Source organism: Sphingomonas panni, from assembly GCF_022664435.1.
GTDB lineage: Bacteria > Pseudomonadota > Alphaproteobacteria > Sphingomonadales > Sphingomonadaceae > Sphingomonas > Sphingomonas panni.
In genome coordinates, this window is record NZ_JAKREU010000009.1 from 44,814 (window position 1) to 59,475 (window position 14,662).

The following is a 14,662-nucleotide window of genomic DNA, read 5'->3' on the forward strand; positions in this document are numbered from 1 at the left end:
AAAGAGCGCAGGGTTAAGCGCAACCCCTGTCGGCACGGACCGTTCAGGCGGCACAATCGATAACGGAGCAGGCGAATGACGGTGCAGCAGTTCGATTACCGGGACGGCGATACGCTATTGCAGGCGGGGATCGCCTTTCCCGCCGGAGAGGAAAAGGCGCCGGCGGTGCTGATCGTCCATCAATGGGCCGGACGCGGTGAGGGCGAGCACAAGACCGCCGAGCGGCTGGCCGAGCTGGGCTATGTCGGCATCGCGATCGACATGTTCGGCAAGGACGTGAAGGGCGATCCGTCGGGTGACAACAGCCACCTGATCGGCCCGTTCCTGTCCGACCGTGCGGCGTTGTTGCAGCGGGTGCGGGCGGCGGTGACCTTTGCCGCGACGCTCGACCGGGTCGATGCGACGCGGATCGCGGCGATCGGCTATTGCTTCGGCGGGCTGTGCGTCCTCGACCTGGCGCGCGGCGGTGCCGACGGGGTGCGGGGCGTGGTCAGCCTGCACGGAATGCTCGACGGCCATGGCCTGGAGCAGGACGGGGCGATCGCGGCGAAGGTGCTGGTCGAACATGGCTGGCGCGATCCGATGGCGGCGCCCGACAAGGTGCTGGCCTTTGCGGAGGAAATGGGCGCACGCGACGCCGACTGGCAGCTGCACGCCCATGGTCGGGCGATGCACGCCTTCACCAACCCCCATGCCGCCGCCCCCGAAAAGGGCATGGCCTATGACGCCGATGCCGATCGCCGGTCATGGGAATCGGTGACGGCGTTCCTTGCCGAACTGCTCTGATCCGGTTGCGTGGGGCCGGTCCGGCCCCATCTAAGACGGCAGCAAAGGAACGACCAATGACCGACTATCGCAAGACCGAGGAGGCGCTTGCCCGCCTCACGCCCGAGCAATTCTACGTGACGCAGCAGAGCGGCACCGAGCGGCCGGGCACCGGCGAATATCTGCATGAGAAGCGCGCGGGCATCTATGTCGACATCGTGTCGGGCGAACCGCTGTTCGCATCGGCCGACAAGTTCGATTCGCATTGCGGCTGGCCGAGCTTCACCAAGCCGATCGAACCGGCCAATGTCGCCGAACTGCGCGACACGACGCATGGCATGGTCCGTACCGAGGTGCGCTCGGCCGGCGGCGACAGCCATCTGGGGCATGTCTTTCCCGATGGTCCGCGCGACCGGGGTGGCTTGCGCTACTGCATCAATTCCGCCGCCCTGCGCTTCGTGCCCCGCGATGCGATGGAGGCAGAGGGCTATGGTGCCTATCTCGATCAGGTCGAGGGATAGCGTCCATGGGTGGCCGGGGCCGGGTTCGGCGGAATCGCTACCCGGTGCCTGCGCCATCCCCGCAGCGTCGGCGCTCGATCAGGCTCGCCGGCTTGGCCAGTAATGCGACGATGCGCGCTTCCAGTGTCGGATCGTGACGGGCGACCGATAGGCGACGCCGAACGCGCCCCGGGCCGGTGACGTGAACCTGACCCGTTGGTCCTGAGCAGCCGTCGAGCTTGTCGAAATGGCGTATCGACGTACCCTTGTTTCCGATCGGTGCGCCATGCCTGCCTTGGTGCTGGCCGGACGGCTGATCGGCGAATAGGGATCGAGCCTGTCTACAGGCACGGGATGGCGGATGCGTTTCAAGGGACTGGACCTCAACCTCGTCGTCGCGCTCGACATCCTGCTGCAGGAACGCAGCGTGTCGCGATCGGCCGAGCGGCTGAAGCTGAGCCAGCCGGCGGTCAGCGCCGCGCTTGCCCGGTTGCGCGACTATTTCAACGACGAACTGCTGGTATCGATCGGCCGGTCGATGATCCCCACCGCCTATGCGGAATCGCTCTGGCCGATCGCGCGCGACCTGCTGGCGAAGGCGGACCTGCTGATCGACACGTCGTCGACCTTCGACCCGGCCACGTCGCAGCGCCGGTTCCGGATCAGTGCGTCCGACTTCATCCAGACCGTCCTGATCGCCCCGGCCCTGCGCGCGCTGCAGACCGTCGCGCCGGGCGTCAGCATGGACGTCGGACCGACCGGATCGATGAGCCTCACCCAGTTCGAGAACGGCGAGATTGACTGCGTCGTCAGCCCCGAACAATATGCCTCGCCGGCGCACCCGGTCCGCCCGCTGTTCACCGACGATCACGTCGTCGTCGGCTGGCGCGGCAACCCGGCGATGGACCGGCCGCTCGACCTCGACACGTTCCTGTCGCTCGGCCATGTCGCGGTGCGGCTCGGGTCGGGGCGCGAACTGACCTTTGCCGAGCGGCACATGCTACCCTATGGCGACCAGCGGCGGATCGAAGTGTCCAGCTCGACCTTTTCGGGCGTGGCGCTGATGTTGCCGCAGACCCGTCGCGTCGCCGTGTTGCAGCAGCGGCTGGCGGCCGTGTTCTGCGATGCGTTCGACCTGGTCATGCAACCCCTGCCGTTCGAGATTCCGCAGCTTCGTGAAGTCGCGCAATATCACTCCAGCCGCGCGAACGATGCCGGCATCGCCTGGCTGATCGACATGTTCGAACGCGTGGCGGCGGGAACGGCGACGGGGCAGGGCGTTACCGGCGCGAATTGAAACGCCGCCACCGCCCTGCCGGCATCGGTACGCGGCGGGGCGCTATGCTTTCACCACCCGTTGTTCGATCGTCCCGAACGGCGCGCGGCCATCGGCCTGTCGTGCCTCCATCCGCACCGTGTCGCCGAACCGCATGAAATCGGTCCGCGGCTTTCCTTCGTCGACGATCTCGATCCCGCGCCGCTCGGCGATGCAGGTCGATCCGACCTCGCGGAAATCGGCGTTCGACACGGTGCCGGAGCCGATGATCGTCCCGGCCGGCAACGACCGCGTGCGCGCGGCATGGGCGACCAGTTCGTGGAAGCCGAAGGCCATCGCGGCACCGTTGGGCGCCCCGAAGCGCGCGCCGTTCCAGTCGACCAGCAGGTCGAGACAGACGCGCCCGTCGCGCCAGCCATCCCCCAGTTCGTCGGGCGTGACCGCGATCCCGGCCATGCTGCACGCCGGTTTCGCCTGCACCCATCCGAAACCGGTCTTCATTTCCGGTCCGGCCAGCGCCCGCAACGACCAGTCGTTGATCTGGACGATCAACCGCACATGGTTCAGCGCGGCCTCGGCCGGGGTGCCCATGGGTACGGCGTCGACGATCACGCCGAACTCGCCTTCGAAATCGATGCCCAGCGCTTCGGATGGCAGCGGCACGTCGTCGTACGGACCGTAGAAGCGATCCGACAGTCCCTGGTACATCAGCGGCAGGCCGGTGCGTTCGGGCGAGATGCCGAACACCTGGTCCATCAGCGCGCCATGGCTGTCGAACGCCGACCCGTCGAGCCACTGCCACGCGCGCGGCAGCGGTGCGGCGAGCGCCTGCGGGGTGAGGGGATCGGGGAACTCCGCGATCGCGCGGCACGTCGCCGCATGGATATCCCATTGTTCCAGCAACTGCTGAAGCGTCGCGACGGGGACCGGTGCGCAGGACGTACCGTCCGGGGCGACGATGACGACGCGGCCGTCGGCCGTGCCGTCGCGAAGGGTGGCAAGGCGCATGATATCAGTCCTCGAAGATCGCGACCGCGCGCGTCCAGCCTGCCGAACCGCGCTTCACCTTCGCCGGGAAACAGGAGACGGTGAAACCGAAATCGGGAAGCTGGTCGAGGTTGGTCAGTTTTTCCATGTGGCAATAGCCGATGTCGCGCCCGGCCTTGTGCCCTTCCCAGATCAGCGAGGTGTCGCCGGTTTCGGCCACACGCTGCGCCGTCGCGGCGAAGGGGGCGTCCCAGCTCCATGCGTCGGTGCCCGTGACCCGCACGCCGCGCGTGGTCAGGTACATGGTCGCCTCATAGCCCATGCCGCAGCCCTTCCCCAGAAAATCGGGGCTGCCGAGCGCCGCGCCGGCCGCGGTGTTGACCAGTACGATATCCAGCGGTTGCAGCGCATACCCGATCCGCTGCAACGCCGCCTCCACGTCGGCGGCGGTGGCGACATAGCCGTCGGGCAGATGCCGGAAGTCCAGCTTCACGCCGGGCCGGAAGCACCAGTCGAGCGGCACCTCGTCAATGGTGATCGCCGGTTTCCCGCCGTCCATCGTCGGATGATAATGCCATGGCGCATCGAGGTGCGTGCCGTTGTGCGTGGTCAGCGTCAGCGTTTCCGACGCCGCGAAGCCCCGGCCGCCCGCCATCCGATCGGCGGTCAGGCCGGGGAAGAAGTTCTGCACCTCCGCCACGGTTTCTTCGTGCGTCTGGTAGGTGATCGACGGGCGCATGAACGGCGGGTCGGTGACCACATCCGGGTCGAGCGTGATCGACAGGTCGAGGAACCGGCGGCTCATGCGACGTGGCCGCCCAGGGTATCGGCGAACCAGTCGGCGATATAGTCGCGGCCGAAGCTCATATTGTCCGCACCGACATGCTCCACCCCGCCTTCGCGCGCGGTGAACAGCTTTAGTTCGCGGCGCGGCGCATTGACCAGCTGGTCGTGCAGGTCATGCGCATAGTCGACGCTGATCTGGCGGTCGCTGGCGCCGTGGGTGACGAGGAACGGCACGCGGATGCGGTCCATATGGCCGTTCAGGTTCATGTCCGTCGACCGGCGGAGGAAGTCGTCCATATCGCCGGCACCGAACGCCCACATGACATGCGCCCAGTAATGCGGCACGGGGTTTTCGCCTTCCCGCTTCATCCGCTTGTCCTGAACCTCGCGCCAGTTATGGTTGGCACCCCATACCGCACCGCTGGCGAAGCGCGGTTCATAGGCGACGGCACGCGGCGCGAAATGGCCGCCCAGCGAGATGCCGGTCATGCCGATCCGCTGCGGATCCACATCGTCGCGCGCCTCCAGCCAGTCGACCGCCTTCGACGCCCAATTCTCGCTGTGCGGATCGACCGGCAGGTTCTGCAGGCGCAGCGCCTCGCCCGATCCGGGCTGGTCCACGCACAGCGTCGAAATGCCGCGCCGCGCCAGCGCATGGGGCAGCTTCGACCAGTAGAGCAGTTCCTTGCAGCTATCGAGGCCGTTGCAATAGACGACGACCGGCTTGCGCCCTTCACCGGGGGCGCGGGTGTAGAGCGCGGGCATGGTACCGTCGGCCAGCGGCACCTCCACCCGTTCGCGCGGCAGGCTGCCGAGGCGGGTCGAGCGGTCGAACGTCTCTCGCGCCTTGGCATAGGTGGCCTTGCGGCCCGGATGGCCATGGCCCTGCATGCGTTCGGCGACGAGCAGATACAGCGCCGCGCGTTCCAGCTTGTCGCTGGCGGAGAAGCCGCGCCCGCGCGCCTCGTCCTCGTCGGCCAGGCCGATCAGCCTGTCGGCCATCTCGACCCATTTGGCCATGAACTGCGGCGTGCCCGCATCGGCACCGCCCGCCGCCGCATCGCGGATCGGTTGGCACATATCGACGATCTCGCCGATCTGCGCGCCGCTTTCCAGCGCGATCGCGACCGACAGGTTCCAGATATAGTTCGGGAAATATTCGAACAGGGCCACGACGTCAGACCTCCGCCGCCTGGAACAGGGCCGGGTCGGCCTTCGGATGCGGCATCGTCTGCGGGCCGCCGACGCCGACGCCCCACTGGTCCATCACCTGCGGTCCGGGCACATGGACCTGTGCCTCATGGGCGTGGAAGTCGACGTCCTCCAGCTCGGAGGTATATTCGACGGCAAAGCCGTTCGGCGTCGTGAAATAGCTGAAGGTATTGTTGCCTGCGGTGTGACGGCCCGGACCCCACAATATGTCGGTTCCCTTTTTCCGCAGCCGGTTGATGCCGCGCATCATGTCGTCGACGGTCAGCACGTCATAGGCGACGTGGTTCAGACAGGGCGGGCCCGGCAGGAACGCGATGCGATGATGCGCTTCGTTGCACCGCAGGAACGCCATGAAATCGCCCAGCCAGTCGCTCAGCTTGAAGCCGAGTACGTCGATGAAGAACTGCACGGTGGCCTTGTGGTCGGGCGAATGCAGGACGATGTGGCTGATCTTCTGCGGGACCGCGTCCCACCGGACCATCGTCCGCTTCGATCCTTCGGCGACGTCGCTCGACACCTCGAACGGCATGCCGTCCGGCGAAAAGAAGCGAAAACCATAGCCGCCGCCCGGCGACGTCAGGTCACGCGGTGCGAAGATGATCCGGCAACCGGCCGCGACGGCGCGGTCGTGGATCGCATCGACATCGGCGCGGCTGTCGGTTGCGAGCGCGATCACGTCGACCCGGGCGACGTCGTCCCGGCGCAGGCGGACGACGTGATGCTCGCCATGGCCCTGTGCCTTGAAATAGGCCATGCCGTCGTCGCTTGGCACCGGCTCCAATCCCCAGACGTCGGCGTAGAAGGCGCGTTCGGCCTCCATGTCCGGCATGGCGTAGCCCACGTAGCGGATATCGGTAATTCGGCTCATCGGTCGGTCCTCGGGTCTATCGCTCGGCGGCGGTGGGGTCAGATGGGTTGCGAGACGACGGCGAACATCTCGCGCGTCGCTGCGGCGTTATCGACCGGCTCGGACAGTCCGAGCTGGCCGCGGCAAATCGCGAGACTCGACCGCACGATGTACGCGCAGCGATCGAAGCGTCGGTCGCGATAGGCACGGAAGGCGGCATGGGGCGTGTCGTGGCGCGCCACTTCCTGGGCCAGGACGATCGAGTCCTCGATCGCCATTCCCGCGCCCTGTCCCAGATGCGGCGTCGTCGCATGGAGCGCATCGCCGAGCAGGACGACGCGGCCCTTGTGCCAGTCGCCCTCGACGATCAGCGTTTCCAGCGGGCGATAGACCACGGCGTCGTCATCGGTGATCCCGTCTGCCAGCGCCCGCACGGCGGCGGGTGCGGCGGACAGCTTGGCACGCATCGCGGCCGCCAGCCCTTCGCGGGGATAGCGCGTTCCCGCCGGTTCGGGCGTGGTGACGAACATGTAGATCTGGTCGGCGCTCATCGGCACCAGCCCGATGCCGATCGGTCCGTTATAGGCCTGTAGCGCGTCGAGCCCGGCAGGCCGCGGCAGGTTGTACCGCCAGACCGCCTGACCGGTATAGGCAGGCGCCGGGGCATCGGGGAAGAGGTGGGAGCGGGTCCGCGAATAGACGCCGTCCGCACCGACGACGATATCGACGACCCGGCAGGCGCCCGACGACAGCGTGACTTCGACGCTGTCGCCGCGATCGTCGATCGAGGTCGCCGTGACGCCCAGCAGCACCTCGACCCCGTCGGCGATCACGCGATCCGCCAGCACCTTGTGCAGCGCGGGGCGGGCGATGCCGACATTCGCCGGATAGCCCTGCACCAGATTGGGCGAAGACACGCGGGCGACGCACATTCCGGCGGGCGTGAACACCTCGACATGATCGAAGCCGCATGCGGCATCCAGGTAGGAATCGATCAGGCCCAGTTCGCGCATCGCGCGCAGGACATTCGACTGCTGGATGATCCCGACGCCGTATACCGACCAGGACGGATCCTTTTCGATCACGGTAACGTCATGCCCGTCCCGCCGCAGCGCGATCGCCGCCGTCAGGCCGCCGATGCCGCCGCCGATGACGAGGATTTTCAACGCGTTCATGCGCCGCGCGCGTCAGGGCATGCCGGAAGGCAGTCGCTCGCCGAACCTGTCATGACCTCTCCCGAATCTGTTCTTGAAGGGGAGGTTAGGGGAACAAAAAAGATAGATAAAATGAGTTTATCAGATGTATGAGTATCAACGATATCGATAGCTAGCCTGCTGGGTCGCACGATCGTATCGTTCGTCACACTGTGCGTGGCGTGGCTTGTCATAGACCAAGGCGTAAGGCCCGTCCGTCGCGGCTGGTGCCACTAGCGAGTCGGCCACGGAAGCGGCTGATGACCAAAGCGTGGCGATGAGATCGCACGGGTGCTCGAGCCAAGAATGGAGAGAGAAGCGGGCGAAATCAGCGTGAGCCGATGCTGATCACCCGTATCATTACCCGGACCAACGATCCCCCGAGGGGAGGCTATCTAACCAGTCTCACGGGAAAAATGGTGCTGCCGGTGAGGATTGAACTCACGACCTCAGCCTTACCAAGGATGCGCTCTACCACTGAGCTACGGCAGCACTCCGAGCCGGGGGGAAACCCCTCGGCGGCGGGAGGGGCCTATGTGCAGGCATTGGGCGGGATGTCAAGCGGCCGTTGCCATATTGCGTGCGAATTGCGTAGAAAGTCGCCATGAGTGAAGCGGAACGCAAGGCGCGGCTGGCACAGGCGCTGCGACAGAATTTGCGCCGGCGCAAGGAACAGGCGCGAGGCGAAGCGGCGGTCGAGCGTGCCGCTGCGCCGGTGGTCGGCACCTCCACAGAGGACTGATCGCTCGCCCGGTTGTTGACAGCGTTGACAGCGGACGGCACGCTTTGTCCAACGGAATCAAAGGGGAGAGGTTTATGCGTCGCTGGTGGCTGTTGCTGGTCGCGTTGTTGTCGGGACCGGTCGCTTGGGCCGCACCGGCCGCGCCTGCGGGATCGCCGGTGGCGGCGCATGGCCGGCTGGCGGTGAAGGGCAACCGGGTGGTCGATGCGCAGGGGCGGCCCTATGCCGTGCATGGCATGTCGCTGTTCTGGAGCCAGTGGCAGCCGCGCTATTATGATCCGGCGACGGTTGCGTGGCTGGTGCGCGACTGGCGGGTAACGGCGGTGCGCGCGGCGATCGGCGCGCAGCAGGGCGGCTACGACACCCAGCCGGAGGCGGAGACGAAGCGGGCGGAGGCGGTGATCGACGCGGCGATCGCGCAAGGGATCTATGTCGTGGTCGACTGGCACGCGCACCAGCCGCGCGCCGACGATGCCGTCCGCTTCTTCAGCCATATCGCGACGAAATATCGCGGCGTGCCCAACCTGATCTACGAAACCTATAACGAGCCGCTGCCCGAACATGGCTGGGCCAAGGTGCTGAAGCCTTATCATGCGAAGGTGATCGGCGCGATCCGGGCGATCGACCCGGGTGCCTTCGTCGTCGCCGGCACGCGCAGCTGGTCGCAGGATGTCGATGAGGCGGCGGCCGATCCGCTGCCCTTCGCCAACGTCGCCTATACGCTCCATTTCTATGCCGCGACGCATAAGGGCGAATTGCGCGCCAAGGCGGAGACGGCGATGCGGCGCGGTGTGGCGCTGTTCGTCACCGAATATGGCACCACCGCCGCCAATGGCGACGCGCCGATCGATGCGAAGGAAACGCAGACTTGGTGGGACTGGTGCGCGAAGAACGGCATCAGCTATCTCAACTGGTCGGTCGCGAACAAGGACGAGGCATCGGCGATCCTGAAGCCTGCGACGCAGGCGCTGTCGGGCTGGAGCGAGGCGGATTTGACCGAATCGGGGCGGCTGGTGCGGGGGCATCTGCGCGCGGCACGCTGACGCCTTGTCGCTGTGGGCGGGGGCGTGGCATGACGCGTCCATGACCGACTCCCGCCCGCTCGCCTATCGTCACACCCCCGGTTCCGGCCCGACGATCCTGTTCCTGCCGGGCTATGCGTCCGACATGAGCGGGGCCAAGGCGCTGGCGATCGAGGCATGGGCGCGCGAGACGGGCCGGGCGTTCCTGCGGTTCGACTATGCCGGGTGCGGTGAAAGTCCGGGCGTGTTCGAGGAACAGACGCTGGCCGGCTGGGTCGACGATGCGCTGGCGATGATCGATGATGCGATCGAAGGACCGGTGGTCCCGGTCGGATCGTCGATGGGCGGATGGATCGCGCTGCTTGCCGCCCGCGCCCGTCCCGAGCGGATCGCCGGGCTGGTCGGCATCGCGCCCGCGCCCGACTTCACCGACTGGGGGTTCACGCAGGCAGAGAAGATGGCGCTGCTGACGCAAGGGCGGATCGAGCGGGCGTCACCCTATGCCGATACGCCGACCGTGTTCACCCGGGCCTTCTGGTCGTCGGGCGAGGCGAACCGGGTGATGCACAGCGAGCTGCCGGTCGACGTAGCCGTCCGGCTGGTGCAGGGACAGCGCGATGCCGATGTGCTGTGGGAGCGCACCGTCCACCTCGCCTCGCGTCTCCGTTCAGCCGATGTGCAGACTATCCTGGTCAAGGATGGCGATCATCGCCTGTCGCGCGAGAGCGACATCGCGCTGATCCTGCGCGCGATCGAGGATGTCCTGACCTGATGCTGTCTCCGCTGCTGTTCCTTGCCCTTCAGGCTGCCGCCGGGCCGCAACTGCCCGCCGGGGCTACGCCCGAAGCCCGCTACGACGCCTGCGTCGATGCGGCGACGACCGCGCCCGAACAGGCGGAGAAGATCGCAGGGCAGTGGCGGCTGGTCGGTGGCGGGTTCCTGGCGCGGCAATGCCTGGGCATGAGCTATGCGACGCGCCAGCGCTGGACCGCCGCCGCCGAGGCGTTCGAACAGGCCGCGCGCGAGGCGGAGGTGGCGAAGGATGCCCGTGCCGCCAATTACTGGGCGCAGGCGGGCAATGCCCGGTTGGCCGATGGCGATACGATCGCAGCCGGCACCGCGCTGGACGCGGCACTGGCCAGCGGGACGCTGACCGGGCTGGCGCGGGGCGAGGCACAGCTTGACCGGGCGCGGGTCCGGGTTGCGGCTGGCGACCTGGCCGGGGCGCGCGGCGATCTCGACCGCGCGGTGAAGGATGCGCCGGCCGACCCGCTGGTATGGCTGTTGTCGGCGACATTGGCGCGGCGGACGGGCGACCTGACCCGCGCGAAGGCGGACATTGCCGAAGCGCTGCGCCGGTCGCCCGACGACGCGTCGGTGCAGCTGGAAGCGGGCAATATCGCGGGGCTATCGGGAGACGGGAAGGGCGCCCGGGCCGCGTTCGAGGCGGTGCAGCGCATCGCTCCCGACAGTCCGCAGGCCAAGGCAGCCGACGCCGCGCTCGACACGCTGCCGCCCGCCTGATGGCGGTTGCGACGCGCCCCTGCCGACCCGATATGCCGGGTCGATCCATAGGGAGCCGTCGATGACCCGTTATCTCCACACCATGATCCGGGTGACCGACCCGGACGCGACCATCGCCTTTTTCGACATGCTGGGCTTGAAGGAAGTCCGCCGCATGGAGAATGAGAAGGGGCGATTCACCCTGATCTTCCTCGCCGCGCCGGGGCAGGAAGGCGTCGCCGAAGTCGAGCTGACCCATAATTGGGACGCCGAACCCTATAGCGGCGGGCGCAATTTCGGGCATCTGGCGTTCCGGGTCGATGACATCTACGCCACCTGCCAGACGCTGATGGATGCGGGCGTTACGATCAACCGGCCGCCGCGCGACGGGCATATGGCGTTCGTGAAGACGCCCGATGGCATTTCGATCGAGCTGTTGCAGGACGGGTCGCTCGACCCTGCCGAACCCTGGGCCTCCATGCCGAACACGGGGACGTGGTGATGGAGATCGTCCAGATCCCGGTGCTGTCCGACAACTATGCCTGGCTGCTGCACGACGATGCGAGCGGCGAGACGGTGGCGGTCGATCCGGGTGCGGCGCAGCCGGTGCTGGACGCCGCCACCGCGCGGGGCTGGACGATCACCGCGATCTGGAACACGCACTGGCACCCCGATCATGTCGGCGGCAACGCCGCGATCAAGGCGGCGACCGGCGCCAAAGTGACCGGGCCGGAGGCGGAGCGCGGCAAGATCGCCGACATGGACAATGGCGTGGGCGAGGGAGCGATGCTGTCGGTCGGCGACGCGCAGGCGACCGTGTGGGCGGTGCCGGGGCATACTGCCGGCCATGTCGCGTTCCACTTCGCCGACGCCGCCGTGCTGTTCAGCGGCGACACGCTGTTCGCCATGGGCTGCGGCCGGTTGTTCGAAGGGACGGCGGCCGAGATGTACGGCAATATGCGGCGCTATGCCGAACTGCCCGCCGAGACGCGGGTCTATTGCGGGCACGAATATACGCTGTCGAACGGCCGCTATGCGCTCACCGCCGAGCCGGACAATGCGGCGATCGTCGAGCGGATGGCGGCGGTCGAGGCGCTGCGCGCCAGGGGCGAGCCGACCGTGCCGACGACGATCGGCGCCGAGCTGGCGACCAACCCGTTCCTGCGCAGCCGTTCGGCCGAGGAACTGGCCCGGCACCGTGCGGCCAAGGATATGTTCTGATCGAGTTGAGGAGAGGCACGATGAAGCGAATGGCATGGACCGCGGCGCTGTTGCTGGGCGCATGTGCGACCCCGCAGCAACAGGCGGAAACGCAGGCGAAGGGCGACCGGGAGCTTGCCAAGATGCTGGAGGGGCGTGTGGCGGGCAAGCCCGAGAATTGCATCCCGACCGGCTTCGTCGACGGGCCGCAGGTGGTGGGCGATTCGCTGGTCTATCGCCAGACCGGCAAGCGGTTGTGGCGGACGCAGGTGCGCGACCGCTGTCCGTTCCTGCGTGACGACCAGATCGTGGTGTCGATCCTGTACGGGGCGCAGGTTTGCCGCAACGACCGCTTCCGGCTGGTCGATCGCGGGTCGCCGATCGCGTCGGCCGACTGCACGTTCGGGGAGTTCGTGCCGTATGACAAGGTGGGGTGAGGGGTAGCCTTTTCCCCCTCCCGTTTGGTTCGAGCTTGTCGAGAACCGAGTGCCACAAGCAACCCGTTCTCGACGGACGCTTCTCGACAAGCTCGAAGCTGCTCGAACCGCACGGGGTGGGAAGTTTCCCCGGTGAAACCCGTCCAGTTCGAGCCTGTCGAGAACCGCTTACAGCACGTAGCGGCTGAGGTCGGTATTCCGGGCGATGCTCGCCAGTTGCTTCTCCACATAGGGCGCGTCGATCGTCACCGCTTGCCCTGCGCGGTCCTCGGCGTCGAAGCTGACTTCCTCCAGCAGCTTTTCCATGACCGTCTGCAGGCGGCGGGCGCCGATATTCTCGACCTCGGCATTCACCTCCGCCGCGATGCGGGCGATGGCGGCGATGCCGTCTTCGGTGAAGGTGACCTCGACCGATTCGGTGCCGAGCAGCGCGCGATACTGGGCGGGCAGCGACGCCTTGGTATCCGACAGGATCGCGATGAAATCGGCTTCGGTCAGCCCCTCCAGCTCGACCCGGATCGGCAGGCGGCCCTGTAGTTCGGGCAGCAGGTCGCTGGGCTTGGCGACATGGAACGCGCCGCTGGCGATGAAGAGGACATGGTCGGTCTTCATCGGACCATATTTCGTCGCGACGGTCGTTCCCTCGATCAGCGGCAGCAGGTCGCGCTGCACGCCTTCGCGGCTGACGCTACCGCCGCGCACGTCGCTGACCGCGATCTTGTCGATCTCGTCGAGGAAGACGATGCCGTTCGCCTCGGCATCGGCCAGCGCGGCACGGCTGACCTCGTCCTGGTCGAGGCGCTTGTCGGCCTCTTCCTCGACCAGCTTGTCCCACGCGGCGCGGACGGTCAGCTTGCGGCGCTTCTGCTGCCCGCCGCCGAATGCCTTGCCCATCATCGCCGACAGGTCGAGCATCTGCGGCTGCGCGCCGGGGATTTCGAACGGCATCTGCGGGGCGGCGTCCAACTCGATCTCGATTTCCTTGTCGTCCATATGGCCGTCGTGGAAGCGCTGGCGGAAGGCTTCGCGGGTCGCTTCGCTGGCGCCCTTGCCGGTCAGCGCGTCGAGCAGGCGGGCCATCGCCGCCTCCTCCGCCTTGTCCTTCACCGCGACGCGGCGGCGTTCGCGCTCCAGCCGGATCGCTTCCTCGACCAGGTCGCGGGCGATCTGTTCGACGTCGCGGCCGACATAGCCGACCTCGGTGAACTTGGTCGCCTCGACCTTCACGAAGGGCGCGTCGGCGAGGCGTGCGAGGCGGCGGCTGATCTCGGTCTTGCCGCAGCCGGTCGGCCCGATCATCAGGATGTTCTTCGGGGAAACCTCGTCGCGCAGGTCGGGGCTAAGCTGCTGGCGCCGCCAGCGGTTGCGGAGCGCCACGGCGACGGCGCGCTTGGCGTCCTGCTGGCCGATGATGTGCGCGTCCAATGCGGCGACGATCGCCTTCGGAGTCAGATTGTCTTGCATGGAATGTCCGTCAGTTCGCGCTGTCGAGCGCTTCGAGGGTGACGCGATCGTTGGTGTAGACGCAGAGTTCGGCGGCGATGGCGAGCGCCTTGCGCGCGACCTTTTCGGCGTCGCCTTCATAGTCGGAGAGGGCGCGGGCGGCAGCGAGGGCGAAATTGCCGCCCGATCCGATCGCGGCGATGCCTGCTTCGGGTTCGAGCACGTCGCCATTACCGGTGACGACCAACGTCACGTCCTTGTCGGCGACGATCAGCATCGCCTCCAGATTGCGGAGGAACTTGTCGGTGCGCCAGTCCTTGGCCAGTTCGACGGCGGCGCGCAGCAGCTGGCCCTGATGGCGCTCCAGCTTGGCCTCCAGCCGTTCGAACAGGGTGAAGGCGTCGGCGGTGGCGCCGGCGAACCCGGCGATTACCTTGCCATCGCCCAGCGGGCGGACCTTGCGCGCATTGGGTTTCATGACCGTCTGCCCGGCCGAAACCTGCCCATCTCCCGCGATCACCACACGACCGCCGCGACGCACGGATACAATCGTGGTGCCGTGCCACACCGTCTCTTTGCTCATGGGCGCGGATATGGGGAGGGGTAAGGGCGGCGCAAGGTCCTCCCCGGAACGGGGAGGGGGACCAGCGAAGCTGGTGGAGGGGGTGGGCCTCGCAGCACGACGGTTCCGTATGTGGATGCCCCCCTCCACCATGCTTCGCATGGTCCCCCTCCCCGTGCCGGGGAGG

At 67.2% G+C, this 14,662-nt stretch carries 17 protein-coding genes and 1 tRNA gene; 10 read left to right on the forward strand and 8 right to left on the reverse strand.

Going from position 1 to position 14,662, the window contains the following annotated elements; translation table 11 throughout:
• Positions 1–75 precede the first annotated feature (75 nt).
• From MF609_RS15990 to MF609_RS16000, 3 genes are all read left to right on the forward strand, one after another.
• On the forward strand, positions 76–786 hold the full coding sequence (locus tag MF609_RS15990; RefSeq protein ID WP_242417149.1) for a dienelactone hydrolase family protein: 711 nt from the start codon (positions 76–78) through the stop codon (positions 784–786).
• Positions 787–842: 56 nt separating this feature from the next.
• Positions 843–1,286: a peptide-methionine (R)-S-oxide reductase MsrB gene (msrB, locus tag MF609_RS15995; RefSeq protein WP_242417150.1), complete on the forward strand. Its 444-nt coding sequence runs from the start codon at positions 843–845 to the stop codon at positions 1,284–1,286.
• A gap of 340 nt (positions 1,287–1,626) precedes the next feature.
• Positions 1,627–2,562 (forward strand): LysR family transcriptional regulator, encoded by a 936-nt coding sequence (locus tag MF609_RS16000; protein ID WP_242417151.1) that lies wholly within the window; start codon positions 1,627–1,629, stop codon positions 2,560–2,562.
• Between the two features lie 42 nt (positions 2,563–2,604).
• Here MF609_RS16000 and MF609_RS16005 read toward each other — a convergent pair whose 3' ends face one another.
• From MF609_RS16005 to MF609_RS16030, 6 genes are all read right to left on the reverse strand, one after another.
• Positions 2,605–3,549, reverse strand: a complete 945-nt coding sequence (locus MF609_RS16005; RefSeq protein WP_242417152.1) for a fumarylacetoacetate hydrolase family protein — start codon at positions 3,547–3,549, stop codon at positions 2,605–2,607.
• Positions 3,550–3,553: 4 nt separating this feature from the next.
• Positions 3,554–4,333, reverse strand: a complete 780-nt coding sequence (locus MF609_RS16010) for a cyclase family protein (RefSeq protein WP_242417153.1) — start codon at positions 4,331–4,333, stop codon at positions 3,554–3,556.
• Positions 4,330–5,487, reverse strand: a complete 1,158-nt coding sequence (locus MF609_RS16015; protein WP_242417154.1) for an alpha/beta hydrolase family protein — start codon at positions 5,485–5,487, stop codon at positions 4,330–4,332. The genes MF609_RS16010 and MF609_RS16015 overlap by 4 nt, the downstream gene beginning before the upstream one ends.
• Positions 5,488–5,491: 4 nt before the next feature.
• Positions 5,492–6,394, reverse strand: coding sequence for a VOC family protein (locus MF609_RS16020; RefSeq protein ID WP_242417155.1), 903 nt, complete (start codon positions 6,392–6,394; stop codon positions 5,492–5,494).
• A gap of 38 nt (positions 6,395–6,432) precedes the next feature.
• Positions 6,433–7,548, reverse strand: coding sequence for an FAD-dependent oxidoreductase (locus MF609_RS16025; protein ID WP_242417156.1), 1,116 nt, complete (start codon positions 7,546–7,548; stop codon positions 6,433–6,435).
• 435 nt (positions 7,549–7,983) lie between these two features.
• Positions 7,984–8,058: transfer RNA gene (locus MF609_RS16030), tRNA-Thr, on the reverse strand.
• Between the two features lie 112 nt (positions 8,059–8,170).
• Between MF609_RS16030 and MF609_RS16035 the strand changes: the two genes are divergently transcribed.
• The 7 genes from MF609_RS16035 to MF609_RS16065 all read left to right on the forward strand — a co-directional run bounded on the left by MF609_RS16035 (position 8,171) and on the right by MF609_RS16065 (position 12,470).
• Positions 8,171–8,308, forward strand: a complete 138-nt coding sequence (locus MF609_RS16035; RefSeq protein WP_242417157.1) for a hypothetical protein — start codon at positions 8,171–8,173, stop codon at positions 8,306–8,308.
• Between the two features lie 74 nt (positions 8,309–8,382).
• A complete protein-coding gene (locus tag MF609_RS16040; protein WP_242417158.1) occupies positions 8,383–9,351 on the forward strand; it encodes a glycoside hydrolase family 5 protein in 969 nt (322 codons plus the stop codon).
• A 40-nt stretch (positions 9,352–9,391) separates the two neighbouring features.
• Complete coding sequence (locus MF609_RS16045; protein WP_242417159.1) at positions 9,392–10,102, forward strand: alpha/beta fold hydrolase; 711 nt, start codon at positions 9,392–9,394, stop codon at positions 10,100–10,102.
• Complete coding sequence (locus MF609_RS16050) at positions 10,102–10,854, forward strand: tetratricopeptide repeat protein (RefSeq protein ID WP_242417160.1); 753 nt, start codon at positions 10,102–10,104, stop codon at positions 10,852–10,854. The genes MF609_RS16045 and MF609_RS16050 overlap by 1 nt, the downstream gene beginning before the upstream one ends.
• Positions 10,855–10,915: 61 nt before the next feature.
• A complete protein-coding gene (locus tag MF609_RS16055; RefSeq protein ID WP_242417161.1) occupies positions 10,916–11,335 on the forward strand; it encodes a VOC family protein in 420 nt (139 codons plus the stop codon).
• Positions 11,332–12,054, forward strand: coding sequence for a hydroxyacylglutathione hydrolase (gene gloB, locus MF609_RS16060; RefSeq protein WP_242417162.1), 723 nt, complete (start codon positions 11,332–11,334; stop codon positions 12,052–12,054). The genes MF609_RS16055 and gloB overlap by 4 nt, the downstream gene beginning before the upstream one ends.
• A gap of 20 nt (positions 12,055–12,074) precedes the next feature.
• Positions 12,075–12,470 (forward strand): hypothetical protein, encoded by a 396-nt coding sequence (locus MF609_RS16065; protein ID WP_242417163.1) that lies wholly within the window; start codon positions 12,075–12,077, stop codon positions 12,468–12,470.
• A 168-nt stretch (positions 12,471–12,638) separates the two neighbouring features.
• On the opposite strand, the gene hslU is transcribed toward MF609_RS16065, so the two are convergent.
• A complete protein-coding gene (gene hslU / locus MF609_RS16070; RefSeq protein ID WP_242417164.1) occupies positions 12,639–13,934 on the reverse strand; it encodes an ATP-dependent protease ATPase subunit HslU in 1,296 nt (431 codons plus the stop codon).
• A 10-nt stretch (positions 13,935–13,944) separates the two neighbouring features.
• Entirely contained in the window at positions 13,945–14,496 is a 552-nt protein-coding gene (gene hslV / locus MF609_RS16075) for an ATP-dependent protease subunit HslV (RefSeq protein ID WP_055757729.1), read from the reverse strand.
• Positions 14,497–14,662 lie beyond the last annotated feature (166 nt).

What these genes read in the sequence shown, in the direction of transcription:
- hslU (WP_242417164.1), bottom strand. Translation starts at nt 13,934, where the DNA reads ATGCAAGACAATCTGACTCCGAAGGCGATCGTCGCCGCATTGGACGCG.
- MF609_RS16065 (WP_242417163.1), top strand. Translation starts at nt 12,075, where the DNA reads ATGAAGCGAATGGCATGGACCGCGGCGCTGTTGCTGGGCGCATGTGCG.
- MF609_RS15990 (WP_242417149.1), top strand. Translation starts at nt 76, where the DNA reads ATGACGGTGCAGCAGTTCGATTACCGGGACGGCGATACGCTATTGCAG.
- MF609_RS16005 (WP_242417152.1), bottom strand. Translation starts at nt 3,549, where the DNA reads ATGCGCCTTGCCACCCTTCGCGACGGCACGGCCGACGGCCGCGTCGTC.
- MF609_RS16040 (WP_242417158.1), top strand. Translation starts at nt 8,383, where the DNA reads ATGCGTCGCTGGTGGCTGTTGCTGGTCGCGTTGTTGTCGGGACCGGTC.
- msrB (WP_242417150.1), top strand. Translation starts at nt 843, where the DNA reads ATGACCGACTATCGCAAGACCGAGGAGGCGCTTGCCCGCCTCACGCCC.
- MF609_RS16055 (WP_242417161.1), top strand. Translation starts at nt 10,916, where the DNA reads ATGACCCGTTATCTCCACACCATGATCCGGGTGACCGACCCGGACGCG.
- MF609_RS16025 (WP_242417156.1), bottom strand. Translation starts at nt 7,548, where the DNA reads ATGAACGCGTTGAAAATCCTCGTCATCGGCGGCGGCATCGGCGGCCTG.
- MF609_RS16050 (WP_242417160.1), top strand. Translation starts at nt 10,102, where the DNA reads ATGCTGTCTCCGCTGCTGTTCCTTGCCCTTCAGGCTGCCGCCGGGCCG.
- MF609_RS16000 (WP_242417151.1), top strand. Translation starts at nt 1,627, where the DNA reads ATGCGTTTCAAGGGACTGGACCTCAACCTCGTCGTCGCGCTCGACATC.
- MF609_RS16010 (WP_242417153.1), bottom strand. Translation starts at nt 4,333, where the DNA reads ATGAGCCGCCGGTTCCTCGACCTGTCGATCACGCTCGACCCGGATGTG.
- hslV (WP_055757729.1), bottom strand. Translation starts at nt 14,496, where the DNA reads ATGAGCAAAGAGACGGTGTGGCACGGCACCACGATTGTATCCGTGCGT.
- MF609_RS16035 (WP_242417157.1), top strand. Translation starts at nt 8,171, where the DNA reads ATGAGTGAAGCGGAACGCAAGGCGCGGCTGGCACAGGCGCTGCGACAG.
- MF609_RS16020 (WP_242417155.1), bottom strand. Translation starts at nt 6,394, where the DNA reads ATGAGCCGAATTACCGATATCCGCTACGTGGGCTACGCCATGCCGGAC.
- MF609_RS16045 (WP_242417159.1), top strand. Translation starts at nt 9,392, where the DNA reads ATGACCGACTCCCGCCCGCTCGCCTATCGTCACACCCCCGGTTCCGGC.